23 protein-coding genes are annotated in these 26,116 nt (G+C 72.9%); 15 read left to right on the forward strand and 8 right to left on the reverse strand.

Going from position 1 to position 26,116, the window contains the following annotated elements:
- The first annotated feature begins 15 nt into the window (after positions 1-15).
- From FIV44_RS15865 to FIV44_RS15900, 8 genes are all read left to right on the forward strand, one after another.
- Positions 16-399, forward strand: coding sequence for a hypothetical protein (locus tag FIV44_RS15865; RefSeq protein WP_141005276.1), 384 nt, complete (start codon positions 16-18; stop codon positions 397-399).
- Between the two features lie 52 nt (positions 400-451).
- Positions 452-1,768 (forward strand): ABC transporter permease, encoded by a 1,317-nt coding sequence (locus tag FIV44_RS15870; protein ID WP_141005277.1) that lies wholly within the window; start codon positions 452-454, stop codon positions 1,766-1,768.
- Positions 1,769-1,847: 79 nt separating this feature from the next.
- Positions 1,848-3,008, forward strand: a complete 1,161-nt coding sequence (locus FIV44_RS15875) for an ABC transporter ATP-binding protein (protein WP_141005278.1) — start codon at positions 1,848-1,850, stop codon at positions 3,006-3,008.
- Positions 3,005-4,048, forward strand: coding sequence for a zinc-dependent alcohol dehydrogenase (locus tag FIV44_RS15880; protein ID WP_141005279.1), 1,044 nt, complete (start codon positions 3,005-3,007; stop codon positions 4,046-4,048). The genes FIV44_RS15875 and FIV44_RS15880 overlap by 4 nt, the downstream gene beginning before the upstream one ends.
- 38 nt (positions 4,049-4,086) lie before the next feature.
- A complete protein-coding gene (locus FIV44_RS15885; protein ID WP_181410612.1) occupies positions 4,087-4,719 on the forward strand; it encodes an SRPBCC family protein in 633 nt (210 codons plus the stop codon).
- Positions 4,716-5,195 (forward strand): hypothetical protein, encoded by a 480-nt coding sequence (locus FIV44_RS15890; RefSeq protein ID WP_141005281.1) that lies wholly within the window; start codon positions 4,716-4,718, stop codon positions 5,193-5,195. The genes FIV44_RS15885 and FIV44_RS15890 overlap by 4 nt, the downstream gene beginning before the upstream one ends.
- Before the next feature lie 17 nt (positions 5,196-5,212).
- Positions 5,213-6,265 (forward strand): Ldh family oxidoreductase, encoded by a 1,053-nt coding sequence (locus FIV44_RS15895; protein WP_141005282.1) that lies wholly within the window; start codon positions 5,213-5,215, stop codon positions 6,263-6,265.
- 94 nt (positions 6,266-6,359) lie between these two features.
- Entirely contained in the window at positions 6,360-7,013 is a 654-nt protein-coding gene (locus FIV44_RS15900; protein ID WP_219996031.1) for an SDR family NAD(P)-dependent oxidoreductase, read from the forward strand.
- Positions 7,014-7,051: 38 nt separating this feature from the next.
- On the opposite strand, the gene FIV44_RS15905 is transcribed toward FIV44_RS15900, so the two are convergent.
- Complete coding sequence (locus FIV44_RS15905; protein WP_141005283.1) at positions 7,052-9,211, reverse strand: MMPL family transporter; 2,160 nt, start codon at positions 9,209-9,211, stop codon at positions 7,052-7,054.
- Between the two features lie 136 nt (positions 9,212-9,347).
- Between FIV44_RS15905 and FIV44_RS15910 the strand changes: the two genes are divergently transcribed.
- Positions 9,348-10,532: a sensor histidine kinase gene (locus FIV44_RS15910; RefSeq protein WP_246086462.1), complete on the forward strand. Its 1,185-nt coding sequence runs from the start codon at positions 9,348-9,350 to the stop codon at positions 10,530-10,532.
- Positions 10,496-11,137: a response regulator gene (locus FIV44_RS30575; RefSeq protein ID WP_181410614.1), complete on the forward strand. Its 642-nt coding sequence runs from the start codon at positions 10,496-10,498 to the stop codon at positions 11,135-11,137. The genes FIV44_RS15910 and FIV44_RS30575 overlap by 37 nt, the downstream gene beginning before the upstream one ends.
- 184 nt (positions 11,138-11,321) lie before the next feature.
- On the opposite strand, the gene FIV44_RS15915 is transcribed toward FIV44_RS30575, so the two are convergent.
- Genes FIV44_RS15915 through FIV44_RS15940 form a run of 6 tightly spaced genes read right to left on the reverse strand, consistent with a single transcriptional unit; the run spans position 11,322 to position 18,494 of the window.
- On the reverse strand, positions 11,322-12,272 hold the full coding sequence (locus FIV44_RS15915; RefSeq protein WP_141005284.1) for a 3-hydroxyacyl-CoA dehydrogenase: 951 nt from the start codon (positions 12,270-12,272) through the stop codon (positions 11,322-11,324).
- Positions 12,269-13,510, reverse strand: coding sequence for an iron-containing alcohol dehydrogenase (locus FIV44_RS15920; RefSeq protein WP_141005285.1), 1,242 nt, complete (start codon positions 13,508-13,510; stop codon positions 12,269-12,271). Before FIV44_RS15920 ends, FIV44_RS15915 begins: the two co-directional genes overlap by 4 nt.
- Entirely contained in the window at positions 13,507-15,003 is a 1,497-nt protein-coding gene (locus FIV44_RS15925; RefSeq protein WP_141005286.1) for an NAD-dependent succinate-semialdehyde dehydrogenase, read from the reverse strand. The genes FIV44_RS15920 and FIV44_RS15925 overlap by 4 nt, the downstream gene beginning before the upstream one ends.
- A gap of 55 nt (positions 15,004-15,058) precedes the next feature.
- On the reverse strand, positions 15,059-15,874 hold the full coding sequence (locus FIV44_RS15930) for an SDR family NAD(P)-dependent oxidoreductase (RefSeq protein WP_219996032.1): 816 nt from the start codon (positions 15,872-15,874) through the stop codon (positions 15,059-15,061).
- Positions 15,871-17,523, reverse strand: coding sequence for a flavin-containing monooxygenase (locus tag FIV44_RS15935; protein ID WP_141005287.1), 1,653 nt, complete (start codon positions 17,521-17,523; stop codon positions 15,871-15,873). The genes FIV44_RS15930 and FIV44_RS15935 overlap by 4 nt, the downstream gene beginning before the upstream one ends.
- Before the next feature lie 59 nt (positions 17,524-17,582).
- Positions 17,583-18,494: an alpha/beta hydrolase gene (locus FIV44_RS15940; RefSeq protein ID WP_141005288.1), complete on the reverse strand. Its 912-nt coding sequence runs from the start codon at positions 18,492-18,494 to the stop codon at positions 17,583-17,585.
- Between the two features lie 251 nt (positions 18,495-18,745).
- Here FIV44_RS15940 and FIV44_RS15945 point away from each other — a divergent pair, with 251 nt between their 5' ends.
- The 5 genes from FIV44_RS15945 (at position 18,746) to FIV44_RS15960 (ending at position 24,241) form a co-directional block, all read left to right on the forward strand.
- Positions 18,746-19,882, forward strand: coding sequence for a substrate-binding domain-containing protein (locus FIV44_RS15945; RefSeq protein WP_181410615.1), 1,137 nt, complete (start codon positions 18,746-18,748; stop codon positions 19,880-19,882).
- 81 nt (positions 19,883-19,963) lie between these two features.
- Positions 19,964-20,692, forward strand: coding sequence for an SDR family NAD(P)-dependent oxidoreductase (locus tag FIV44_RS15950; protein ID WP_141005290.1), 729 nt, complete (start codon positions 19,964-19,966; stop codon positions 20,690-20,692).
- Positions 20,693-20,694: 2 nt separating this feature from the next.
- Positions 20,695-23,211 carry an ATP-binding cassette domain-containing protein gene (locus FIV44_RS15955; protein ID WP_219996033.1) on the forward strand — a complete coding sequence of 839 codons (2,517 nt, stop codon included), beginning with the start codon at positions 20,695-20,697 and terminating at the stop codon, positions 23,209-23,211.
- Positions 23,212-23,213: 2 nt separating this feature from the next.
- A complete protein-coding gene (locus tag FIV44_RS30580; RefSeq protein ID WP_181410616.1) occupies positions 23,214-23,354 on the forward strand; it encodes a hypothetical protein in 141 nt (46 codons plus the stop codon).
- A gap of 2 nt (positions 23,355-23,356) precedes the next feature.
- Positions 23,357-24,241 (forward strand): ABC transporter permease, encoded by an 885-nt coding sequence (locus FIV44_RS15960; RefSeq protein WP_141005291.1) that lies wholly within the window; start codon positions 23,357-23,359, stop codon positions 24,239-24,241.
- Here FIV44_RS15960 and FIV44_RS15965 read toward each other — a convergent pair.
- Positions 24,223-25,992, reverse strand: coding sequence for a sigma-54-dependent Fis family transcriptional regulator (locus tag FIV44_RS15965; RefSeq protein ID WP_141005292.1), 1,770 nt, complete (start codon positions 25,990-25,992; stop codon positions 24,223-24,225). The genes FIV44_RS15960 and FIV44_RS15965 overlap by 19 nt on opposite strands.
- Positions 25,993-26,116 lie beyond the last annotated feature (124 nt).

Consider the following 26,116-nt stretch of genomic DNA (forward strand, 5'->3'; position numbering starts at 1 on the left):
GAGCCGCCTCCTGACATGTCTGTCCTCACCAAGACCGATCCCGCGCCCGCGCAGCGGCCGCCGTCGGGACCCCGCCGATCCGGCCGTCTGCTGACGGCGATCCGTCGTCCCTCGTTCCTCGTCACCCTCGTCGTCGCGGTCGTCGTCGGATGGCTCGCGATCGGCCCGATCGTGGCGCTGGTGTGGGAGACGCTGTGGCGGGACGGGTCCTTCACCCTGGAGGGCGTCGAGGACGCCTACTCGGCCTACGGATTCGGTGGCCTGGTCAAGGACTCCTTCGTCTTCGCCATCGGCACGACGATCTACGCGGTCCTCCAGGGTGGCGTCCTGGCCTACCTGGCCGCCCGGACCAATCTCCCCTTCAAGGGGCTGATCTTCGCCTCCGCGCTGGTCCCCTGATCACGCCGGGCGTGCTCTCGACCATCGCCTGGATCTACCTCGGCAGCCCCGCGTGGGGCTGATCAACCACTGGCTGGAGCCGCTCTTCGGTCCCGGGGCCCTGGACATCTTCTCGATGCCCGGCATGATCTTCGTCGAGGGCCAGCACCTCGCCCCGCTGGTCTTCCTGCTCCTGTACGCCTCGTTCAAGAGCATGGATCCCTCGCTCGAGGAGTCCGCGTTGATGTGCGGCGCGAAGCGGCGCACCGTCATCCGGCGGATCACCATCCCGATGGCGGCCCCGGCGATCTACGCCTCCGTCGTGGTGATGATGGTCCGTGGCCTCGAGGCGTTCGAGGTTCCTGCCCTGATCGGACTGCCGAACGGGATCACGGTCTTCACCGGCAGGATCTGGCGAGCGCTGAGCGACTACCCGCTGGACAAGGCGACGGCCGGGTCGTACTCGATCGGCCTGCTGCTGCTCACCGCCCTCGGCATGTGGTGGTACGGCCGGCTCACCCGCCGCAACCAGAAGTCGTACCAGACCGTGACCGGCAAGGGGTTCCGCTCCAGCACGATGGACCTCGGCCGCGCGCGGTGGCCGATCGGCGCGCTGGTCATCCTCTACTTCGTCGTGGCCGTGGTCCTCCCGCTGTTCGTCCTCGCCTACGGCTCGACCCAGAGCTTCTACTCGCCGCCGACCTGGGACACCCTGACCAACCCGTCCCTCGCCAACTACCGCGACGTCTTCGGCGACGACACCATCCTCCGCTCGCTGCGCAACAGCATCCTGCTGGCGGTGCTGACGGCCACCGCCGTCATGCTGGTGATGGCGATCGCCTCCTGGGTCGTGATCCGCACCAAGGTGCGCGGCCGGGTGCTGATCGACCTCCTGGCCACCGCGCCGCTGGCGGTGCCGGGCATCGTCCTCGGCTTCTCACTGCTGACGATCTACCTGTGGGTGCCGCTGCCGATCTACGGCACCATCTGGGTCCTGTTCATCGCGTACTTCACGCGGTTCATGCCCTACGGCATGCGCTACGCATCGACCTCCATGGTGCAGGTGGCCGGCGAGCTGGAGGAGTCGGCGCGGATGAGCGGGGCGACCTGGTGGCAGGTCTTCCGGAAGGTGATCCTGCCGCTGATCATGCCCGGGCTGATCGCGGGCTGGATCTACGTCGTGACCGTCTCGCTCCGCGAGCTCTCCAGCTCCCTGCTGCTCTACTCGCCCGGCAACGAGGTGCTCTCGATCACGATCTGGGAGCTGTGGTCGAACGGCCGGTTCCCGGCGGTGGCGGCGGTCGGCATGGTCATGATCGCCGTGCTGCTCGTCATCATCCTGGCCGCCCGCAAGCTGAGCAGCCGGTTCGGCATCGAGGACAACATATGAGCGCGGACCAGCCGGCCTCGCCACGGCGACGTCCCGCTCGACAGCCCCTACCCGCGGAACCTCAAAGGACGAACGAACCATGCTGAAGATCAAGGGACTGAACCGGACGTTCCCAGCCAACAAGAAGCTGGACCAGGCGGCCGTGGCGGCGGTGGACGATCTCTCGGTCGAGCTGGAGCCGGGCGAGCTGTTCACGATGCTCGGCCCGTCGGGATGCGGCAAGACGACCACCCTGCGGTGCGTCGCCGGCCTGGAGCGCCCCGACGCCGGCGAGATCACGCTGGGGGACCGGGTGCTGTTCAGCTCCGAGCGGAAGATCGACGTCGACGCCAACCAGCGCGGGCTGGGCATGGTCTTCCAGTCCTACGCGATCTGGCCGCACATGGATGTCTTCCGCAATATCGCCTTCCCGCTCGAGATCATGCCGCGCAAGTCGCGGCCGTCCAAGAAGGAGATCCGGGTGCGCGTCGAGCGGGTGCTGGACGTCGTCCAGCTCGGCCACCTGGCCGGACGACGGGCCACCGACCTGTCCGGCGGTCAGCAGCAGCGCCTCGCGCTGGCACGGGCCCTGGTGATGGAGCCGCCCCTCCTCCTGCTCGACGAGCCGCTGAGCAATCTGGACGCCAAGCTCCGCGAGGGGATGCGCTTCGAGCTCAAGCGGCTCCAGCGGGACCTCGGGGTGACCGCGGTCTACGTCACCCACGACCAGGTCGAGGCGCTCGCCATGTCCAACCGCATCGCGGTCATGCGCCACGGCCGCATCGAGCAGCTCGGCAAGCCGCGCGAGATCTACGGCTCGCCGACCACCCGCTTCGTCGCGGACTTCATCGGCTCGGCGAACTTCATCGAGGGCCAGGTCGTGGGCCCGGCGCCCCAGGGCACCGGGTTCGTGATCAGGACGGCCTTCGGCGAGGTGACGGCCGGATCCGCCCAGGAGCACACCGTCGGCGACGGCGTCCTCATCACCGTGCGGCCCGAGTCGATGAGCCTGGACACCGCGGCGGGAGGCGACTGGACCGGGGAGGTCGCGGCGCGGGCGTTCCTGGGCGACGGCGTCGACCACATGGTCAAGCTGGGCGAGGTGACCCTGCGGGTCAAGACCTCGCCACGGATCTCGATCCCCGACGGCACCCCGGTGCGCGTCCTGTTCGAGGACGACGCGTGCGCCATCGTGCCGGACGGGGGTGGCGGCAGCCTGGCCTCGTTGGAGCCCCGTGAACCCGTGGGCTCGCCGGCATGAGGGCATGGGTCACCCACGGCTACGACGACCTCCGCCTGGAGGAGGTGCCCGATCCCGAGCCGCGGCCGGGATGGCCGGTGGTGCGGGTCGGTGTCGTGCAGCCGGCCATCACCGAGGTCCAGCTGCTCAAGGGTGAGCGCTCCTCGGGGTACGACGTGGTCGCGCAGCGACTCGCGGAGGGCCCGCAGCTGCTGTTCGGCCACGAGTTCTGCGGCGAGGTCGTGGCGGTCGCGCCGGGCGAGAGCCAGGTCGCGGTGGGAGATCGCGTGACCGCGCTGCACAGCCGCCACGGCACCATCGGGCGGCACTTCCCCGGCTGCTTCTCCGAGCTGGCCGCCGTGCCCGCGGACGCCCTCGTGCCGGTCCCGGACAGCGTCGACGACTGGGAGGCGACCGCGCTCCAGCCGCTGTCCAGCTGCGTCCGGATCGTCCAGGACCTCGGGATCGGTCTCGGCGACGTCGTCCTGGTGCTCGGCCAGGGGGTGATGGGCCTCAACTGCGCGCAGGTGGCGAAGGCCGCGGGCGCCCGGCTGGTGATCGGCGTCGACCGGCGTCCCGACCTCCTGGAGGTCGCCCGCCGGCTCGGTGTGGACGAGACCATCGACGCGAGCACCGAGGACGTCCCGGCGCGGGTGCAGGAGCTCACCGGCGGCAGCGGCGCGCCCGTCGTGATCGAGGCGGCCAGCGGCAGTCCGAAGGTCGGCCTGTCCGGTGGCGCCACCGTGAGCGAGGCCGTCGCGTGCGTGGCGTCCGGGGGCACCATCCTGAGCCTCGCCCACTACCACGAGCCGGTGAGCCTGGACTTCAACGTCTGCCGCCGCAAGCGCCTGCGCTACCAGTTCCCGCCGAGCGGCGGTGGCCCGCAGGACATGGCGCTCGCCGCATCGCTGGTGGGGTCGCGACGAGTCGACCTCTCCTCGATGATCACCCACCGCCTGGACGGCCTCGAGAACCTGCCGGAGGCGATCGCGATCACCTCGGACAAGGCGCGCTACGGCGCCCTCAACCCCGCCCAGGTGCGCGTCTCCGGATCCGACTGACGAGCGCGACGACCCGCGCACAGGAAGGAAGTAGCCACGTGAAGCTCGAGAACAGCTTCGAGATCCCCGTCGCGATCGACGAGGCCTGGCCCATTCTGCTGGACATCGAGCGCATCGCGGTCTGCCTGCCCGGCGCCGCCATCGACAGCTCGGAGAACGACGTCTACACCGGCCGCGTGAAGATCAAGGCCGGACCGGTCACGGTCAGCTACGCCGGTGAGATGCAGATGCAGGACGTCGACCGGGTGAACCACAGCGTGAGGCTCGCCGCCCAGGGCAAGGAGCAGCGCGGATCCGGGACCGTCAAGGCCGACATCGCGGCCCGGGTCCTCCCGGCCGGCGACAGCGCCGCACGCGTCGAGCTGGTCACCGACCTGGCGATCACCGGCAAGCCGGCACAGCTCGGACGGGGGCTGATCGCCGACGTCGGGTCGAAGATCATCGCCCAGTTCGCCGACAACCTCGCCCGCGAGATGAGTGGCCCGCCGCCGGTCGAGGAGACCGCCGCGGCGCCGGGCGCACCGCGGCCGGCGGCCGCACCGGCGGCGGCGCCGGTCGACGACAGCCTCGATCTGCTCGCCGTGCTCAAGCCGCACCTGCTCCGCGCCGGCGGCGGCCTGCTGGGCCTGCTCGTGCTCGTCGCTCTCCTCAAGCGACTGCTGCGCCGGTGACCAAGATCCTCGTCGCCTCCACCCGGCTCGCGGTGCAGCGTCTGCTCGGTGGCGACGAGCTCGCCCGGCACCTCGATCACGCGATCGAGCTGATCACCACCGACCCAGACGGCCGAGCCCACGTCGCGATGCTCAGCGTCGGCGAGGCGCTGGTCCTCGGCCCGACGCAGTGGCGGCTCGGACTGCACGGATCGAGCTCGACCGCCGCGCGCCTGGCGGAGCCCGGCGCGGAGGCGCTGTGCACGGTGGTGGCCGACGGCGCCCTCCACGGTCACCGGCTCGTGGTGGGTCGCAGCTGGGAGTTCGCCGTCGCGGGGCAGCGCCTCCGCGGCATCGCCGCGACCGTGCGCGAGGTCAGCATCGACGAGGCCGACTACGCCACGCTCACCGGCGGCCCCACCTTCGAGCTCACGGTCCCCACGGGGCCGGTTCTCCAGCGGTGGGCGGACACCCTGTCCGCCCTCCGCCTCGGCTGATACAGGAAGGAAATGACATGAGGCTCAGGCACGACGTACTCGAGGGCTTCCTCGGCGAGCTCTATCAGGCGTACGGCGTATCGCGCGAGGAGGCAGAGATCGTCGCCCGGAGCCAGGTCGAGTCCAACCTCGTCGGCCACGACTCGCACGGCGTGATCAAGACCGCCGACTACCTCGCTCGCATCGAGAAGGGACATATCGTTCCCGGCGCGCCGTTCGAGGTCGAGACGGAGGGGCCGACCACCGCCGTGGTCAACGGCAACTGGGGATTCGGCTTCGTCGTCACGGACCGCGCGATGAGGATGGCCATCGAGAAGGCCAGGGCGACCGGTGTCGCGGGCGTGACGATCCGGCACCAGGGGCACGTGGGCCGCCTCGGCGCCTACACCGCGATGGCCGCCGAGGCCGGCCTGATCGCGGTGATGACCGCCGACTCGGGGCTCGGACCGAAGTCCGTCACGCCGTTCGGCGGCCGGGAGCGGCGCCTCGGGACGAACCCGATCTCCATCGCCGTGCCGTCCGGGCAGTCCGGCGTCGTCTGCATCGACATGGCGACCGCGGCGGTCGCCTCGGGCAAGCTGCAGGTCGCGAAGGCGCGTGGTGAGCAGGTGCCGGCGGGCTGGATCGTCGACAGCGAGGGCCGCGGGACCACCGACCCCAACGCCTTCTACGAGGGCGGGGCACTGCTGCCGGTCGGCGCCGACCAGGGGCACAAGGGCTACGGCCTGTCGTTCATGGTGGAGGTGCTCTCGGGGCTGCTCACCGGTCTGGGCTTCGGGATCGACCCGCAGGGCCGGCACAACGACGGCTGCTTCATCGCGCTGTTCGACGTCGAGCGGTTCCGGCCGCTGGCCGATCTCGCGGCCGACGTCGACGCCTTCATCGACTTCCTCAAGGCCACCGAGCCGGCCGAGGGCTTCACCGAGATCCTCTACCCGGGCGAGCTGGAGGAGCGGCGGCGCCGTGCCGGCAGTCTCGACGGCCTCGAGATCGACGAGCGCACCTGGGACGAGCTGGCCCGGCTCGCGGCGGACAAGGGCGTCGCGCTCCCGGCGGAGGTGAGCGCATGAGGACCGAGACCGACCTCGCGGGCAAGGTCGCCCTGGTCACCGGCGGCTCGTCGGGCATCGGCGCGGCGACCGCACGGGCGCTCGCGGGGAGGGCATGGCCGTCGCCGTGGCCGCCCGGCGGGACGCGGAGCTGGACGCCGTCGTCGCCGAGATCCGCGGCCAGGGCGGCCGAGCGATCGCCGTACCCACCGATGTCGCGCGCTGGGAGGACTGCGCGACCGCCGTGCAGCGCACCGTGGACGAGCTCGGCGGTCTGGACGTCCTCGTCAACGGCGCCGGCGTCATGCTGATGGCGAGGATCGAGAACGCCGATCCGCAGGAGTGGGTCCAGATGATGGAGGTCAACGTCCTGGGCTCCATGTTCCTGGCCAAGCTCGCCCTCCCGCACCTCCTCGAGCGACAGGGCGCGGTCGTGCAGCTGTCGTCGGCCGCCGGTCGCGTGGCGCGCGTCAACACGTCCGGCTACTGCGCGAGCAAGTACGCCATCACCGCGTTCTGCGAGTCGCTGCGACAGGAGGTCGGCGACCGCGGAGTCCGCGTCATCGTCCTCGAGCCCGGCTCGACGAACACCGACCTGCGGTTCTCGATCACCGACGAGGAGGTGCTCGCCGCGGTGAGCGCCCGCAGCGCCACGATCGAGCAGCTCGAGGCGGACGACATCGCGGACGTGGTGGTGTTCTCCCTGACCCGCCACCCCCGGGTCGCGATGAACGAGCTGCTCTTCCGGCCCACGCAGCAGAACTGGTGAAGCTGCCCGGCGCTCGCCGCTGAGCCACGCTGAGGCGGTCATCGGGCGAGCGCGGGCGCGGGCTCCGGCACCGCATCGGCGGCGCGCCGGGCCGGGCGCCGCGGCCAGGCCCGCTCACCGAGCAGCACCAGCACCGCGGGGAGCACGACGAGCCGGATCACCGTGGCGTCGATGAGGATCGCGGCGGAGAGGCCGACGCCCATCATCTTCATCTCCATCATCGACAGCGTCGCGAAGATGGCGAACACGGAGACCATCACGGCGGCCGCGCTGGTGATCACGCCGGCGGTGTCGGCGATGCCGCGGTGCACGGCGTCGCGGGCGGGCAGGCCGCGGTCGATCAGCTCGCGGATCCGGCTCAGCACGAACACGTGGTAGTCCATGGACAGGCCGACCAGGACGACGAGGACGAAGATCGGGATCCAGTCGATCACGAAGCCCGGGCTGGTGAAGTCGAGGAGGCCCTCGCCGACGCCGTGCTGGAAGACGATGGACAGCAGGCCGAACGCGACGCCGACCGACGCCAGGTTGAGCACGGTCGAGACCAGGCCGAGCAGGACGCTGCGGAACGCGAGCACCATCATCACCATGGTCAGCAGCAGCACGAAGCCCAGCAGGAACGGCATCCGCTGGTCCCGCTTGTCGTTGTAGTCCAGCGAGTCGGCCGCGCCGCCGCCGACCGCCCATGCGCTGTCGCCGGGGAGGTCGTCGAGGGCGGCCGGGGCGAGGTCGGCGCGGAGCCGCTCGATGGCGTCGGCGGCCCGGTCGTCGGACTCCTCGAAGGGCAGCGCGAGGTCGACGACCGACGTACCGCCGTCGGCGGAGGTGCGCACCTGCGCGCCGTCGGTCACGAAGTCGCCGGAGCGCTCGGCGTCGGTGGCGAGTCGCTCCAGCGCGGCCTGCGCCGCGGCCGGGTCCGCGCCGGTCACGACGACCTGGGCGGAGGTGCCCTCGCCCGGGAACGCCCGGGTGATCTCGCGCAGGGTCTGCACGGCGGGGATGTCGGCGGGCAGCGTCTCGATGCTGGCCTGGTGCGTCTTCATCGTGAAGGCGGGTACGGCGAGCGCGGCGATGCCGATCGAGGAGACGACCAGCGCGGCGACGGGATGGCGGACCACCGGGCCGAGGACCCGGCCGCTGATCGTGCCGGTCCGGACGCGGCGGGTGAGCCGCCACAGCAGGGGGATGCGGGGCCGGTCGACCCAGCGGCCGAGCTTGACCAGCAGCGCGGGGAGCACGGTGATCGAGCCGAGGACGGCGACCGCGACCACGAGGATCGCGCCGGTGGCCAGGGAGTTGAAGGTGACGTCGGTGAGCACGAACAGGCCCGCCAGCGAGGCGACCACGGCGGCGCCGGACACCAGGATCGCGTGGCCGGAGGTCTCCGCGGCGATCGCGACGGCGTCGAGCGTCGTACGTCCGGCGGCCCGCTCCTGGCGCTCCCGCTTGAGGTAGAACAGCGAGTAGTCGACGCCGACGGCCATGCCGATCAGCACGATCATGCTGTAGACGGTCGGCTCGGCCGGGACCAGCCACGAGATCGGGGCGCTGATGCCGATCGTCGCGGCGACGCTGGTCGCGGCGAGCAGCACCGGCAGCCCGGCGGCGATGAGCGCGCCGAAGGCGAGCAGCATCAGCACCAGCGTGATCGGGAGGCTGATGAACTCCGCCGACCGCAGGTCCTCGCCCACCCGCTCGTCGATCGCGTCGCCGATGGTGACGTCGCCGGCCTGCGCGACGACCAGGTCGGGATGGTCGGCCTGGACCGCGGACGTCACGTCGAGCAGCGGCGCGGCGTCGACGTCCTCGGAGGTCAGCTCGACGGAGACGAGGAGGGCGCTGCCGTCCGCACTGGGGACGGCGTCGCCGACCCCCGCGACACCGGGGACGCTCCGCATCTGCTCGGCCAGCTCGGCGGCGGCCGCGCGGGCGGCGGCGGCGTCCAGGTCGCCCGAGCGGGCGCGCACCAGGACGCTCTCGTACGGCGCCTGGTCGAGCCCGGCGGCGTCGACCAGGTCGGCGGCGCGGCCGGACTCGCCGACCCGGTAGTCGGCGTCCTCGACGTCGTTGGTGGGGACGGTGGCGGCCAGGCCGACCGCGATCACGACGAACGCCAGCCAGGCGCCGATCGCGCGCCAGGGATGGGTGGCGCTCCAGCGGGCGGCGCGCGTGGGCAGCGCGCTCAGGGCTGTGGACATGGGAGCTCCTGGGAGAGAGAAGGGAGAGTGGCTCCAGCCTCCCGACGCCGAGGGGCGAGGTCAGGGGTGGAGCGTCCCGTCCGGGAGTGGTGCCTGCACCACTGCCCGTCCGGCCCGCGTCGGGGAGACTGGTGCGGTGAGCAGCAGCAGTCTCGACGACGTCCGTCCCGGCGACGTCAGCCCCGACGGTGGGGCGCGCGCCGGTCGCTGGACGGTGACCGGGTACGCCGCCCTGCACGTGCTGCTGTTCGCCCCGATCGTGGTGACCTTCGTGCTGGTGGTGGTCAGCTCGGTGCTGGTCGTGGTGTGGGTCGGGATCCTGCTGCTGGCCGGTCTCCTGCCCGCGATGCGCGGCCTGGCCGGGCTGCACCGCTCGATGGCCGGCCGGGTCCTCGGCACGCCCGTGCCGGCGCCGTACCTCCCCCTCACCGGCGGCCCGCTCGCCGATCTGCGCACCCGCGCCGCCGACCCGATGACCTGGCGCGACCTGCTCTGGATGCTGTGGGCGATGACCTTCGGGTTCGCGGTCTCGCTGCTCGCGGTGGTGCTCTTCCTCGCGGTGGTGACGCTCCCGATCTGGTGGTACGGCGTCGTCCCGCTCCTGCGCGGTCGCGCGGCCGTGGACCGCGCGATCCTCACCATCGGCCGCACCGAGCGGCTGGAGCAGCGGGTGGAGGCGTTGACCGCGTCGCGGGCCGTGGTGGTCGACCACTCGGCGACCGAGCTGCGCCGGATCGAGCGCGACCTGCACGACGGGCCGCAGGCCCGGCTGGCCGCCGTCTCCCTCAGCCTGGGCCTCGCCGACGACCTCTTCGACTCCGACCCGGAGGCCGCACGCCGGCTGATCAACGAGGCCCGCGGCACGTCGTCCACGGCGCTCGGCGAGCTGCGCGACGTCGTCCGCGGCATCCACCCGCCGGTGCTCGCCGACCGCGGCCTCGCGGGCGCGGTGTCCGCGCTGGCCCTGGACATGGCGGTCCCGGTCGAGCTCGCCCTCGACGTACCCGACCGGCTGCCGGCGCCGGTCGAGTCGGCGGTCTACTTCGCGGTGGCCGAGTGCCTCGCCAACACCGCCAAGCACGCCGGGGCCGCGCAGTCCTGGGTGAGCATCCGCCACGACGGCGCCGTGCTGCGCGGCGAGGTCGGGGACGACGGCCGCGGCGGCGCCGACCTCCGCGGGGGGACCGGGCTCCCGGGCGTGGCCGCCCGTCTGGCAGCCTTCGATGGAACCCTGTCGGTGTCGAGCCCCGTCGGCGGGCCCACCGTCGTGACCTGGGAGGTTCCGTGCGCATCGTCCTCGCCGAAGACCACGCGCTCCTGAGAGCCGGGCTGACCCAGCTGCTCGAGGCCAAGGGCTTCGAGGTGGTCGCCGCGGTCGACAACCTCACCGAGCTGGAGCGGGCGCTCGACGACCCGAGCGCGGAGGCGGCCGTGGTCGACGTACGGATGCCGCCGACCTTCACCGACGAGGGCCTGCGCGCCGCGATCGCCGCCCGCGAGCGCCGGCCGGGCTTCCCGGTCCTGGTGCTCTCGCAGTACGTCGAGCAGCTCTACGCCCGCGAGCTCCTGGCGAGCGGCGAGGGCGCGGTCGGCTACCTCCTCAAGGACCGGGTCTCCGACGTCGCCGAGTTCGTCGACGCCCTGCGCCGGGTCGCCGACGGCGGCACCGTCCTCGACCCCTCGGTCGTCGCCGCCGTCCTCGACCGCCGCAAGGACACCCCGGTCGACCGGCTCACCGAGCGGGAGCGCGAGGTGCTCGCCCTGATGGCCGAGGGCCGCGCCAACGCCGGCATCGCCCAGGCGCTGGTCGTCACCGAGAAGGCCGTCGCCAAGCACATCAACAGCATCTTCGCGAAGCTCGACCTGCCCGCCGACACCGACGACCACCGCCGGGTGCGGGCGGTGCTGGAGTGGCTGCGGTTCTGAGCTGTCGGGCCGAGCGTGTCGCTCGTCGACCGCTCGCCCGGGCACTCGCAAGCTCGGCCCAGGCTTCGCGGTCGACGCCGCTTCGCGGCAAGCGCCACGCTGCCGGCCACGCAGTCCAGGCTCGGAGGGGCCAGGACGTCCTGGCGGCCAGACCTGCGCACATCCGGGCCGAGCGCGTCGGACGTCAACGCGAGCCCCGGGCTCCCGGCACGTCCTCCTCCGCGTCCAGCACCGCGCGGCGCATGAGCTGCTCGTCGCGCCAGGCGACCCGCGCCTCCCACTCCTCGAGCGGGACCAGCGCCCGGCGCTGCGCGGCGACGGTGGCGACGAGGTCGGGGGTCCACGGGTCGTGCTGGCCCCGCTCGCGCCCCATCCGCTCGTACGCCGGGCCCATCCGCTCCGCGTGCGCCGCGATGCCGCCGCGGGTGTTGAGGTCGACGGTCTCGAACGGCCCGACCACGCTCCACCGGCGGCCCAGGCCCAGGCGCACCACGGCGTCCAGGTCCGCCACGTCGACGACGCCGTCGCGCACCAGGCAGTACGCCTCGCGCAGGACGGCGCCCTGGAGGCGGTTGAACACGAAGCCCTCGACCTCGCGGCGCAGGGCGATCGGCTGCAGCCCGGCCGCGGCGTACAGCTCGGTCGCACGGCGGGTGACCGCCGGCTTCGTCGCGACGCTCGGGACGACCTCGATCATCGGCAGCAGGTACGGCGGATTGGCCGGGTGGGCGACGAGGACCCGGTGCTCCACGGTGCTGCCCTCGGCCAGCACGCCGGCGCGGAGGGCGGAGCTGGAGCTGGCCAGCGGGACGTCGTCCGCGGTGAGGTGGGCGAGGCGCCGGTAGAGGCCCTGCTTGACGTCGAGGCGCTCGGGCGCGCACTCCTGGACCAGCTCGACCTGCGCCACGGCGTCGTCGAGCTCGCCGACGAGCTCGACCCGGTCCGCGACCACGGCCGGCTCCTCCGCCAGCAGGCCGTGCCCGGCCAGCCGGTCCAGCCGGTCCCGGAGGTCGGCGCCCGCGCGGGTGCGGGCGTCCGGGTACGGGTCCCAGCAGCGGACGTCGTGTCCGGCGCGGGCGAACACGATCGCCATGGACACCCCGATCGAGCCGGCGCCCAGGACGCCGATCGTCATGACCACCAGCTCCGGTCGCCGGCGAGGCCGCGCTCGAGGATCCGGACGGCATCCTCCCGGTCGAGCTCCCGGGGGTTGTTGGCGGTGAGCCGGGTGGCCAGCAGGGCCTGGTCGGCGACCTGGTCGACGTGCTCGGGCCGCAGGCCGAGCGCCGCGAGGTCCGGCGGGCAGCCGATCGTGGCCAGCAGGTCCTCGACCGCGGTGATGCCGGCCCGCGCCGCGGCCTCGGCCGACCCGCCCCGCGGGACGACGCCGAGCAGCTCGGCGACCTCGGCGAATTCCTCGACCCGGGTCGGGAGGTTGAACCGCATCACGTACGGCAGGAGCGCGCCGACGCCGATGCCGTGCGCGGTGTGGGTCAGCGCGCCGATCGGGGACTGGAGCGCGTGCGCGGCGGCGGTCCCGGCGGTGTTGATCGCCATGCCCGCGGAGAAGGCGGCGAGCATGGTGTCGGAGCGGGCGCCCAGGTCGGCCGGGTCCGCGGCCAGCCGCGGGAACGCGTCGCGAACCAGGCGCAGGCCCTGCCGGGCCCAGGTGTCGGTGAGGAGGTTCTTGCCGACGTAGAGGTGCGCCTCGATCTCCGCGGGGCCGGGGTTCTTGGCGCGAGCGGTGAACGCCTCGACCAGGTGGGTGAGGGCGTCGGCCGCCGTCGCGGTCGTGAGCCCCGGCGGGCAGCTCAGCGTGAGCTCGGGGTCGACGACCGTCGCCACCGCCTCCAGCCAGGGACTGGCGATCCCCACCTTCATGCCGCGGGCGTCGTCGTACACCACCGAGATGCAGGTGGCCTCGGCGCCGGTGCCGCCGGTGGTCGGCACCGTCACCAGCGGCAGCCCGGGGCCGGGGACGACGTTCTCGCCGTACAGGGCGGCCACGTCGCCACCGCGGGCGAGGAGCACCGCGGCGACCTTCGCGAAGTCCAGCACGCTGCCGCCGCCGATCGCGACCACGACGTCGAACTCGGCGGCGTCGTGCGTGCGGGCGACCGCCTCGAGGTCCTGGCGCGGGAGGTCCGGCTGGACCCGGCTGTAGGTGGTGACCTTCGTGCCCGCCTCCTCGACCTCGGCGACGAGCTCGCGGTAGATCGGGTCGCCGGCCATCCGCTCGTCGGTGCAGAACAGCGCGCGGCCGCCCCAGGCGGGCAGCATCCGGGCGAGCTGGTGCCGCTGCCCGGGACCGAAGAGCACCGTGCCGGGCTGCCGGAGCAGCCCGAGGCGCAGGTCGTTGGCTGTCCGGGTCATCGCAGGCCCGCCTTCGCCTCGTCCACCGTGATCGCGAGGTACTTGGGCTCCAGGAACTCGTGGATGCCGTCCGGACCTCCCTCCCGGCCCAGGCCGGAGGCCTTGATGCCGCCGAAGGACGCGACCGGGTCGGCCATGATCCCGCGGTTGATCCCGACCATGCCGAACTCCAGGCGCTCCGCGACGGCCACCGCGCGGTCCAGGTCGCGGGTGAAGACGTACGCCGCGAGTCCGTAGCTGGTGTCGTTGGCGAAGTCCAGCGCCTCCTGCACGTCGCCCACGCGGTAGAGCGCGGCGAGCGGCGCGAACAGCTCCTCGGTGCACAGCTCGTGGTCGCGGCTGTCGAGGGTCATCACGGTCGGCTCGTAGAAGTAGCCGTCCCCCGCGGCCGGCCGTCCGCCGGTGAGTACGTGCGCTCCGATGCCGCGGAACCGCTCGACCAGGTCGACCACCCGGTCGCGTTGCCGGCTGCTGATGATCGGGCCGACGTCGACGCCGTCCTCGAAGCCGTTGCCGACCCGCAGCTCCCGGGCGGCCGCGACGAACTTCGCGGTGAACTCGTCGGCGATCGCCTCGTGCAGGATGATCCGGTTCGCCGCGACGCAGGCCTGGCCCGCGTTGCGGAACTTGCAGATCACCGCCTGCTCGACCGCGAGGTCGACGTCGGCGTCGTCGAGCACCACGAACGGGCCGTCGCCGCCGAGCTCCATCGACGCGTTGACGATGTGGGGAGCGGCCTTCTGCAGCAGCAGGCTCCCGACGCCGGTGGAGCCGGTGAAGCTGATCTTCCGCAGTCGCGGGTCGGCGAGCGCGGTCTCCGAGATCGTCGCCGAGCTCGTGGTGTGCAGCAGGTTGACCACGCCGGCCGGGAAGCCGGCGTCCGCGAGGGTCTGGGTGAACAGCGCGCCGGTGAGCGGCGTCTCCTGCGCGGTCTTCATCACCACCGTGCAGCCGGCGGCCAGGGCCGCGCCGGCCTTGCGGGCCGACATGAGCAGTGGGAAGTTCCACGGCGTGATCAGCAGGCACGGCCCGACCGGCTGGTGGGTCGTGACGACCCGGTAGCCCCCGTGCGACCCGTGCGCCCAGCCGCCGTGCAGGTGGGTGATCTGCTCGGCGTACCAGAGGAAGAAGCTGGCGGACAGGTCGAACTCCGCGCGCGACTCGCTCAGCGGCTTGCCGCTCTCCGCCGTCATCACCCGCGAGAACTGCTCGGCGCGCTCCCGCAGCAGGCCGTGCGCCCGGTGGAAGAGGTCGGCCCGGGCGCGCGGCGCCCAGCGGCCCCAGGCGTCCTGGGCCGCGACGGCGGCGTCGAGGGCGGCCCGGGTCTCGGCGGCCCCGGCGTCGGCCATCCGGGCGACGGCGTGCCCGGTCGCGGGGTCGATCACCTCGAAGGACGGGCCGGGGTCGGTCCAGACGCCGTCGATGTAGAGGCTCGTGCGGACGCCACCGGCCGCCGTCGATCCGGTCGGGGCGACGGTCTCAGCTGTGGTCATGGAGGTTCCTTCCTGGTGCGGGAGGTCCCGCGGGGTGCGATGGGGTGGGGGCGGTTCAGCGGGCGGTGTAGCCGCCGTCGATGGGCAGCGCGACGCCGGTGACCCAGGACGCCTCGTCGGAGGCGAGGTAGAGGACGCCGTACGCGACCTCCTCGGGACGGCCCAGCCGGCGCAGCGACTGATGGGTCGTGTTGACCTCCTCGTAGGCCGCGATCCCGCCCGGGAACTCGGCGGCGATGCCCTCGACCAGCGGCGTCAGCACGGTGCTGGGGTGCACGCTGTTCACCCGGATGCCGTGCCTGCCGTACGTCGCGGCGTCCTGCCGGGTCTGCATCGTCACCGCGCCCTTGGCGACGTGGTACGCCGAGAACTCGTCGTTGCCGCGCAGTCCGTAGATCGAGGAGAAGTTGACGATGCTGCCGCCGCCCTGCTCGATCATGTAGGGCACGGCGTGCTTGGTCCCCCACAGCACGCCCTTGACGTCGATCGCGAAGAGCGCGTCCCACTCCGCCTCGGTCACCTCGTGCGTCGGCTTGTCCGGACCGATCACGCCCGCGCAGTTCACGAGGATGTCGATCCGGCCGTGCTCGGCGACGACCTCGGCCCAGACCCGGGCGACGGCGGCCTCGTCGCTGACGTCGAGCGGCCGGAACGCGGCCCGGCCACCGGCGTCCCGGATCGCCCGGGCCGCGGCCGCGCCCTCGGTCGTGTCGATGTCGGTCAGCGTCACCGCGGCGCCCTCCCGGGCGAGCAGCTCGGCGGTGGCGCGGCCCATGCCCATCGCGGCGCCGGTGACCACGGCGACCTTGCCGGCCACGCGCCCGGACCGCTCCGGTGCGCGGGCCCGCTCGCCGGCGACAGCAGCGCTCACGCGGGCACCACCGCGGTGTCGTCGGCGGCCACCCGGTCGTTGAGGAAGGACGCGTAGCCCTCGGCCTCCACCTGGCGGCAGTACTCCTGGTAGACCTGCCCGCCGCCCATGTAGACCTGGAACGCACGACCCTTGCCGGGCACGTTGTGGCCGAGGAACCAGGCGCCGGCCTTCTCGCCCTCCGAGCACATCACCGTCGCCTCGCCGGCCCGGTTGGTCTCGTCGAGCCACCACTGCTCCGAGGCCGCGGTCGCCTCGATCCGAGGGACGTCGTTCTCCCGGGCCCAGACCAGCAGGCGCTGCAGCCACTGGGCGCCGAGCTGGATCGGCACCGGCAGGTTCGAGTACGGCGTCTGCGGGCCGAGCGACATGAAGAAGTTCGGGAACCCGTGGACCGAGATCCCGAGGTTGCTGCGCAGGCCCTCCCGCTCCCACTTCTCCCGCAGGACCAGGCCGTCGCGGCCGACGATGTCGATCGTCGTCAGCGTGCCGGTCATCGCGTCGAAGCCGGTGGCGAAGACGATGACGTCGAGGTCGTACTCGGTCCCACCCACCCGGATGCCCCGCTCGGTGATCTCCGAGATGGGGGTCGACTTCACGTCGACGAGGTGGACGTTGGCGCGGTTGAACGTGTCGTAGTAGTGGTGCCCGGTCGGGACGCGCTTGCCGTTGAACGAGTAGTCCTTCGGGCAGAGCAGCTCCGCGGTGGCGGGGTCCTCGACGATCTCGCGGATCTTGGAGCGGATGAACTCCGAGGCCAGCTCGCTGGACTCGTGGTTGGTCGCGAGGTCGTTGAAGCACTCGTTGGCGAAGTGGAAGCCGCCCTCCTGCCACTTGCTCTCGAACACCGCGCGCCGCTCCTCCGGCGACGCCTCGAGCGCGCTCTTCTCGGCGTACTCCATCGCGACGCCGAAGGGATGGGCGGCGGCCTGCTCGAAGATCTCGTCGTAGTGGTCGCGCACGTACTGCATCCACTCCGCGCCGACCTTCTCGTTGTTGGTCTCCACCACGTAGTTGGGCGTGCGCTGGAAGACGTAGAACTCCTCGGCCTGCTCGGCGATGACCGGCACCGCCTGGATGCCGGAGGCGCCCAGGCCGATGATGCCGACCCGCTTGCCCCGCAGGTCCACGCCCTCCCGCGGCCAGGCCGCCGTGTGGTAGGTCGTGCCCGCGAAGCCGTCGATGCCCGGGATGTCCGGGAGGATCGGCTGGGAGAGGACGCCCATCCCGCTGACGAGGTAGCGCGCGGTCTGCCGGCTGCCGTCCTCGAAGTCGACGACCCACCGGTTGCCCGCCTCGTCGTACGCCGCTCGGCTGACCCGCATGCCCAGCTCGATGTCCTTGCGCAGGTCGAGCCGGTCGGCGATGAAGTTCAGGTAGGCCAGCACCTCCTTGCCGCTGGGGTAGCGCTCGGTCCAGGTCCACTCCTCGCGCACCTCCTTGGAGAAGGAGAAGGAGTAGTAGTGGAACTCGCTGTCCGTGCGCACGCCCGGGTAGTTGTTGATCCACCAGGTGCCGCCGATGCCGTCGGTCGCGTCCACGACGTGGGTCGAGAGACCGGCTTCGCGCAGGTGGTGGAGCAGGGCCAGGCCGGAGAAGCCGGCGCCGATGACGAGGGCGTCGTGGTCGACGGGGAGGTCGGTGCTCATGGGTGGTGTCCTCTTCTGGTTCGGGGTGGCTCGGGGTGGCTCGGGTGGTTCGGTCGGGGTCAGCGGGAGAGGCCGGCGCGGTACCAGTCGGCGATGGCGGCGATCTCCTGGTCGGCGCGCTCGGTCCGCCCGGCGAGGAAGGGGTAGACGTGCTGCTGGCCCTGCCCGACGGAGAAGGTCACGTCGACGTCGTGCTTCTGCGCGAGCTCGTGCAGCCGGACGCTGTCGTCGAAGAGCGACTCGACCGAGCCGGCGCAGATGTAGAGCCGCGGGAAGCCGGTCAGGTCCGCGTACAGCGGGTTGGCGAACGGCTCGGTCGGGTCGCAGGCGCCGCCGATGTACCGGTCGATATTGGCCTGGAGACCCTCCCGCGTGATGAGGAAGTCGGTGGCGTCGTTGCTGTCCAGGGTGGCGCCGGTGTTCTCCATGTTCAGCCACGGAGACATGGTGATCACCTGGCGCGGCAGGGGGTCCTCGGAGGCGAGGAGCCGCAGGGTCGTCGCGATCGCCAGGTTGCCGCCGGCGGAGTCGCCGACCAGGGTGGTGCGGGCGGGGTCGCGGCCCTCCGCCCGCCACGCGGCCAGGACGGCGAGGGCGTCCTCGATCGCGGCGGGGTAGGGGTGCTCGGGCGCCAGGCGGAAGTCGGCGACGAAGACCGGGGCGGCGCACGCCCGGGCGAGGTGCCCGCCGAGCTTGCGGTGCGAGGCGGACGATCCCAGCGCGAACCCGCCGCCGTGGAGCAGCAGCACCACCTCGTCGCCGTCCGCGCCGAGCGGCTCGGCCCACACCCCGGGCACTCCGGCGACGTCGGCGTGACGGTAGGTCACCCCGGCGGGCTCGGCGGTCGCCCGCTGCCAGTCGTCGAACATGATCCGCAGCAGCTGCAGCGACATGTCGGGATGGGCCTGCATCTCCACGGCCCACTGGGCGTAGATCTCGCCGAGGAGGTCCTGCGGCACCGGTTGCGTCATCGCTGACGTCTCCTTCCGAGCGGGGAACCCTCGACCGGTGGGGCCCGCGTCGCGGGGCCGGGAGGGTGTGGCGGGGAGCCACGCCCTCACCTTGAACCGGGCGGTTCGGCGATGCGAGGGCTGTCGCAGATTGCGACAGTCCCGTCGCAGAGTGACGCAGCTCACCACCCCGGGAGGTCGAAGACTCGCCGTCCAAGGAGGTGCTGTGACGGACAGCACCCATCGACAGGGCGGACAGATCACAGATGCAGGTGAGCAAGAAGGGAGTCGTCGCGCTGGTTGCGGCGACGGCACTGGCGAGCGCGGTCAGCGCGTGCTCGACGGGCGCCCCGTCCGGCGACGGCGGCGCGAAGGACACGGTCGAGGGCCAGCAGGTCGGCGTCGTCGGGACCCAGGACCAGATCGAGGACATCGACCGGTTCTGCGGTGACGACGAGATCACCGTCGCGCTCGCCGACGGCTTCGGCGGCAACTCGTGGCGCAAGATCACCCGCGCCGTGTTCGAGGCCGAGGCGGCCCGGTGCGACAACATCACCAAGGTCCTCTACACCGACGCGCAGGGCGACACGCAGAAGGCGATCGCCGACATCAACTCGCTCGTCGCGCAGGGCGTGGACGTCATCGTCACCTTCGTCGACGGTGGTGAGGCACTGCTGCCGACCATCAAGAAGGCGACCGCGGCCGGCGTGAAGGTCGTGCCGTTCGTCGGGTCGCCGGGCGGGGAGCCGGGCAAGGACTACGTCGACTTCGTCTCCGAGGACATCACGACCTACGGCGAGAACCTCGCCCGCTGGACCATCGAGAAGATGGGCGGCAAGGGCAACCTCGTCATGCTCGGCGGCCTGCCGGGCAACTCCTACTCCCAGGGCGTGTACGACGGCGTGGTGAAGGCCGCGCAGGAGAGCCCGGGCGTCACGCTGCTCAACACCGACGGTCCCGTCAGCACCGACTGGGAGCCGGGCAAGACCCAGCAGGTGGTGGCCGGCCTGCTGACCAAGTACGACGCGATCGACGGCATCGTCGCCGACTACGGCGGCGGCTCCGTGGGCGGCATCCGCGCCTTCCTGGCCGCGGGCCAGCCGCTCCCGGTGTGGTCGGCCAACGACTCCAACGAGTTCGCGTGCCTGTGGTACGAGCACGCCGAGAAGAACCCGACCTTCCAGGTGGCGACGGAGTCGTCGCGCAACTGGGTGGTCAAGGTCGCGCTCCACAAGGGCCTGGCGGCCCACAACGGCATCCGCAACGACGAGCCGTCGACGTACAACCTCGACATCATCGAGGACTCGACGGATGCCGCGAAGGCGCCGAAGTGCGAGGAGTCGCTGCCGCCCGACGCGATCCTCTCCTCCGGCCTCACCGTCGAGGAGCTCCAGGCGCTCTTCGACTGACCCCGACCCCTCCCGTTCCACCGTCGGCCCGGTCGGAGACCCGGCCGGGCCGACGGGTCCCGCACCCCAAGGAGCAACCCCATGTCCCGACTCACCGGCAAGGTCGCCATCGTCACCGGCGCCGGACGCGGCATCGGCCAGTCCATCGCCGAGGTGTTCGCCCGCGAGGGCGCCACCGTGATCGCCACCAGCCGCGGCAGCGACGTCGACTACCTCGACGGCCGCCCCGGCCTGGAGTACCAGCAGCTCGACGTCTCCAGCGACGACGACTGGCAGCGCGTCGTCGGCGACGTCGTGGCGCGCCACGGGCGCGTCGACGTCCTGGTCAACAACGCGGGCATCATCACCTACGAGCCGGTCCACGAGCTCAGCGTCGAGGACTGGCAGCGGGTCGTCGCGATCAACCAGACCGGCACCTGGCTCGGCATGCGCGCCGTCGTGCCCGCCATGCTCGCCCAGGGCGCCGGATCCATCGTCAACGTGTCCTCGATCTGGGGCTCCGCCGCGGTCGCGGGCGGGCACGCTTACCACGCCACGAAGGGCGCGGTGCGCAATATGTCGAAGAACGCCGCGATCACCTACGCCCGGGACGGCATCCGGGTGAACTCGCTGCATCCCGGCTTCATCAGCACACCGCTCACCGACGCCCAAGCGCCCGACGTCAACGAGTACGTCGTCGGCCAGACGCCGATGGGACGGGCCGGCAAGCCCGAGGAGATCGCCCAGGGCGCGGTCTTCCTCGCCAGTGACGACTCCGGCTTCATGACGGGCGCGGAGCTCGTCATCGACGGCGGGTACCTGGCGCAGTGAGCGTGACGCACACGGACGCGGCGGCCGCCGCGGGGGTGAGCACCACCGCCGGGCACGCCCTGGAGCTGCGCGGCATCGGCCGGCGCTTCGGTGCCGTGCAGGCGCTCGCGGACGTCGACCTGGTCGTCGAGCGCGGCGAGGTGCATGCCCTCGTGGGCGAGAACGGCGCCGGGAAGTCGACGCTCATGGCCATCGCCTCCGGCGCGCTGGCCGCGGACGAGGGCGAGGTGGTCATCGTCGGCGAGACGCTGGCCCACGCCTCGCCCGAGCGGGCGCGCGCCCTGGGGCTGGCCATCGTCCGCCAGCACCCCGCCCTCCTGCCCGATCTCACCGTCGCCGAGAACATGGCCGTCGGCGTCGGCTTCGCCCCCGCGGGCGGCGTCCGCGGATCCGTGGCCTGGACCCGGGAGCAGCTGGCCCCCTGGGGGATGGACATCGACCCGCGCGCCCGGGTGGGCGACCTGCCGATCGAGCAGTGGTTCGTCATCGAGATCGCCAAGGCGCTCGCGCTGCGGCCCCGGGTGCTGGTGCTCGACGAGCCGACCGAGCACCTCAGCCTGGAGGAGGTGCGGCTGCTCTTCCGCCGGCTGCGCGAGATCGTCGCGGACGGCACGGCCGTCGTCTACATCTCCCACCGCATCCCGGAGGTGAAGGAGGTCGCGGACCGGATCACCGTGCTGCGCGACGGGCGCACCCGCGGCGTGCACGCCGCCGCCGAGGTCTCGGAGGACCAGGTCGTCGAGCTCGTCGTCGGCCGGGCCCTGGACGCGGTCTTCCCACCGAAGGGATCGGTCGCCGGATCCGTCGGCACCCACGAGCAGCTCGTCGTGGAAGGCCTCTCGGGCGAGGGCTTCCACGACGTCGCCTTCACGGTCCGGGCGGGGGAGGTCGTGGGCCTCGCCGGCGTGCAGGGCAACGGGCAGACCGAGCTGCTGCACGCCCTCGCCGGCCTGGAGCCCAGCAGGGGCGACGTGCTCGTCGACGGCCGGCGGCTCGCCCGCGGCAGCACGGCGTACGCCCGACGGGCCGGTGTCGTCCACGTCCCCGCGGACCGTCACGAGGACGGCGTCTTCCTGCCGCTGTCGGTCGCCGAGAACATCGCGGCCGCCACGCTCGACGAGGTCAGCACCGCCGGACTGGTGCGCACCCGCGCGGTCGCCGCGCGCGCCGAGGAGCAGCGCGCCGAGCTCGGCATCAAGACGCCCTCGGTGGACACGCCGGTCGCCGCGCTCTCGGGCGGCAACCAGCAGAAGGTGGTGATGGCGCGCACGGTGCTCGCCCACCCCGGCGTGCTGCTCGCCGAGGAGCCCACGCAGGGCGTGGACGCCGGCGCCCGGGTCGACATCTACCGGATCATCCGCTCGGTCGCGGACGGCGGCGCGGCCGTCGTCCTCCTCTCCTCCGACGGCGTCGAGCTGGAGGGACTGTGCGACCGGGTGCTGATCGTCTCGCGCGGCACGGTCGTCAAGGAGCTCGCCGGCGACGAGGTCACGGAGGAGGCGATCGCGCACGCCGCGCTCACCGCCACCACCGTCCGCGAGCGCGGGACGGAGGAGGCCCCGCGTCGTCGCGGCCTGCGCCGGCTGCTCGCCGGCGACCACGCCCCGGCGGCGGTCCTGGTCGGCGTGATGGCGCTGCTGGGCCTGGTGGTCGGCGCGCAGAACCCGTCGTACTTCTCCTCCTTCAACATCTACAACCTGCTGTTCATGGCGGCCCCGCTGGTGCTGGTCGGCGCGGCGCAGCACCTCGTCGTCCTCACCGGCGGCATCGACCTGTCCGTGGGACCGCTGATGGGCCTGCTCGTGGTGGTCGGCTCGTTCTGGTTCGTCGACGGCGGCAGCCCGGCCGTCGGCCTGCTGCTCATGGCGCTGACCGCGCTCGCCGTGGGCCTGGTCAACGGCGTCCTGGTCGCCGTGGTCGGCGTCGACGCGGTGGTCGCGACCCTCGCCGTCTTCATGGCGCTGCAGGGCATCTCCCTGACCCTGCGGGAGGTGCCGGCCGGCGTCGTCGCGGAGTCGGTCTCGACCCAGGTCATGGCCCGGGTCGGGCCCCTGCCGGTGGCGATCATCGCCGCCGCCGCGGTCGCCGTCGTGCTGGAGGTCGCGCTGCGTCGTACCCGATGGGGCGTGGCGCTGCGGGCGACCGGCTCCCGCCGGGACGCCGCGGAGAAGATCGGCGTCCGTACGACGCGTGCGCAGCTCGGCGCCTACCTCCTGGCGGGCGCGCTCACCTGCGGCGCCGCGGTGCTGCTGATGGCGCAGATCGGCATCGGCGACGGGCGTCCCGGCGTCGGCTACACGCTCTCGTCGATCACCGTCGTCGTCCTCGCCGGCGCCAGCGTCTTCGGCGGCCGCGGCTCGTTCCTCGGTGTGCTGGTCGCCGGCCTGCTGGTGCAGCAGCTGCTGTCGGCCTCGCCGTTCCTCCAGCTCCCCCAGGCCTGGAGCTACCTGCTCCCCGGCCTGGTCATCCTCGTGGCGGCCGTGCTCTTCGGCCGCCTCCAGCGCACCCGGAAGGCCTGAGCATGGACACGACCACCGCCACCACCACCCTGGTGCGCCGGCTGCTGACGGCGGGACCGGCCACGATCGTCGTCGCCACCGTGCTGCTGTTCGCGGCCTCGCCCTGGTGGCGCCCGGCAGCCTGGGCAGGGCGCCGTTGCTGAGCATGCTGCCGTTCGCGGCGGTCCTGGCCATCGCCGCCGCCGGCCAGACCCTCGTCGTGCAGCAGCGCGGCCTCGACCTGTCGGTGCCCGGCATGCTCGCCCTCGGCGCCGTGCTCTGCACCGCCCTTCCCCAGCAGCACGGCTGGCCGCTGGTCGTCGCCGTGGCGGCCGGCGTGCTCGGCCCGGCGCTCGCGGGCGTCGTGACCGGGGTGCTGGTCACCCGGTTCGGCGTCATCCCGCTGATCGCGACCCTCGGCATGAACGCCGTGCTGCTCGGGCTGGTGTTCGCCGTGGCGGACGGCACCCCGGCCGGCGCCGCCCGGGCGCTCAACCAGTTCGCGCTGGACCGCACCCTCGGCGTCCCTCACACGGTCGTCGTCGCCGTGGTTGTCGTCGGGATCGCCGGCCTGGCCGTCGGCCGGGCGACGAGCGGGCGGCGGCTGACCGCGGTCGGGGTCAGCCCGCGCGCCGCCGAGGTCGTCGGGATCCGGGTGGAGCGCTACCAGGTCCTCGCGTACGCCGCCGCCGGAGCCTGCTACGGCATCGCCGGCGTGCTGCTCGCGGGCTACACGAAGACGCCGCCGCTGTTCCTGGGCGACTCCTACCTGCTGCCGACCGTGGCCGCCGTCGTCCTCGGCGGGACCGCCCTGAGCGGTGGCGTGGCGAGCGTCGTGGCGTCCGGGGTCGCCGCGCTCTTCCTCACCCAGCTCGGCCAGCTGCTGCGGGCGCTCGGCTGGTCGGACTCGCGGCAGCTGATCGCCCAGGCCGCGGTGCTGGTCCTGGTCGTGCTCGGCCGCGTGCTGGTCCCGTGGCTGGTCGCCGCGGCCCGCCGGCGTGCGGCGGAGACGGCCGCCGGCGTCCGGGCGGCTCAGCCGATCAGCCGGTAGGACTTCATCTTGCGGTAGACCGTGGCCCGCGAGACGCCGAGGATCTCGGCGGCGCGGGCCCGGTTGCCGCCGGCCTCCTGCAGCGCCTGGCGGATCGCACGGACCTCGACCTGCTCGATCAGGGTCAGGCCCGGCGCGCTGTCGCGCAGCGACGACGGCAGGTCGGCGAGGCCGACCGGCCCGGTCCGGCCGGACTGCGCGAGGCGCGACACCAGGAGCCGCAGCTCGGTGAGATTACCGCTCCACTGGTGGCCCCGCAGCAGGCTCAGGGCCTCGGGCCGCAGCACCATGCCGGCGCCCGGCGCGAGGACCCGGGCGAAGGAGTTCCACAGCTCGGGCAGATCCGCGGCCCGCTCGCGCAGCGGGGGCACCCACACCACGCGGCCGCCGCCGAGCCGGACGGCGAGCTCCTCGGCCTCGGCCGGATCGGTCGCGGAGACGGTGACCACGACCGACGGCGCCGCCGCGGCGTGCGCCAGCAGCGTGCGCAGTCCGGCGAGGGCCGCGCGGTCGAGCGTGTCGGCTCCACGGACCACGAGGCGCCGGTCGCCGGTGAGGTGCTGCGCGATCCCCGCGAGCCAGGCCTGGGTGCCGACGACATGGCTCTCCGCGGCGTCGACCACCACGTCGGAGGCGTCGGAGGCGTCCGGTGCCTCGGCCGCGCTCCAGGGGCGGCCGACGGCCACGGAGAGCTTGCCGGTGCCCGGCTCGCCGGCGATCACCAGCGGCCCGTCCTCCTCGCGGGCCCGCGCGACCTGCTGCAGCACGGCCAGCCACTCCGGGGTGCGCCCGACCAGGCCGAGGCCGGCGACCGGCGCGAGCCGGCGCGCCGTCCCCGCCGTCCCCGTCGTCCCCGTCGTCCGGCGGGGCGCGTCGAGGACGACGGCGACGTGGTTGTCGTCGGCGAGCGTGGTGAGCTCCAGCTGGAGGCTGGCGGTGTGCACCCGGGTGGGCCGGCCCTCGGGCGCGCCGGCCTCGCGGCACGCCTCCTGGATCTCCTGCAGCTGGGCCGGGCTGAGCTTGCTGGCCAGGGCGTTCTGGATGACCAGCCCGTTGTGGCCCACGGCGACCACGGGCTCGGCGTAGCGTCGGACGGCCTGGATGAAGCCCTCCAGCGCCTGCCGGGAGGCCGGCGTCTCGACGTCCAGGATGTGCTGGCGCAGCCGCTCGACGATGGTCTGCAGCAGCGGCCGGAGCAGCTCGGTCCCGGGGCTGATGTCGGAGGAGAGGGTCACCGAGCCCAGCAGCGAGCCGGTGATCGGGTGCAGCAGCGGCGAGCCCGTGCAGACCGCGCGCTGGTAGAAGTCGGCGAAGTGCTCGGCGCCCCGGACCTGGACCAGGCTGCGGGTCACCAGGGCGGTGCCGACGCCGTTGGTGCCGACCGACTCCTCCGAGAGGACCGAGCCGCGGAAGGTGCCGACCTTGTCGAAGTGGGCGCTGGCGGCGCGGTCGCCCACCCAGCGCTCGAGGATGCGCCCGTTCGCGTCCGAGAGCAGCAGGCCCAGGCCGGTGCCGTCGAGGGTGTCGGCGAAGCGCTGCAGCGGGCTGCGCATCATCTCCAGCAGGTGGGCGTCGAGCAGCTCCTCGCCGACGTGGGGGACGTCGCGGACGTTGGACGGCTGGCCCAGGGCGTCGCGGGAGCGGCGCCACGAGTCGACCAGCGCCGGCGCGGGCGCCCCGGGCCCGGTGTCCTCGTTGAGCACGGCCGCCTTGGCAGCGTCCAGCGCATCGCGTGCGGACTGGTCCGGCACGACAGCCTCCTCCTCGCCGTGTCCAGGCCGTCGGTCCCCCGGCTCGAGCGGGTGACCACGCCCGAGATGGACAGCCGTGACATCGGTCACCATAATCGTCATACCGTCATACGATCAAGGCCTG

It is taken from the genome of Nocardioides humi (genome assembly GCF_006494775.1).
Taxonomy (GTDB): domain Bacteria; phylum Actinomycetota; class Actinomycetes; order Propionibacteriales; family Nocardioidaceae; genus Nocardioides; species Nocardioides humi.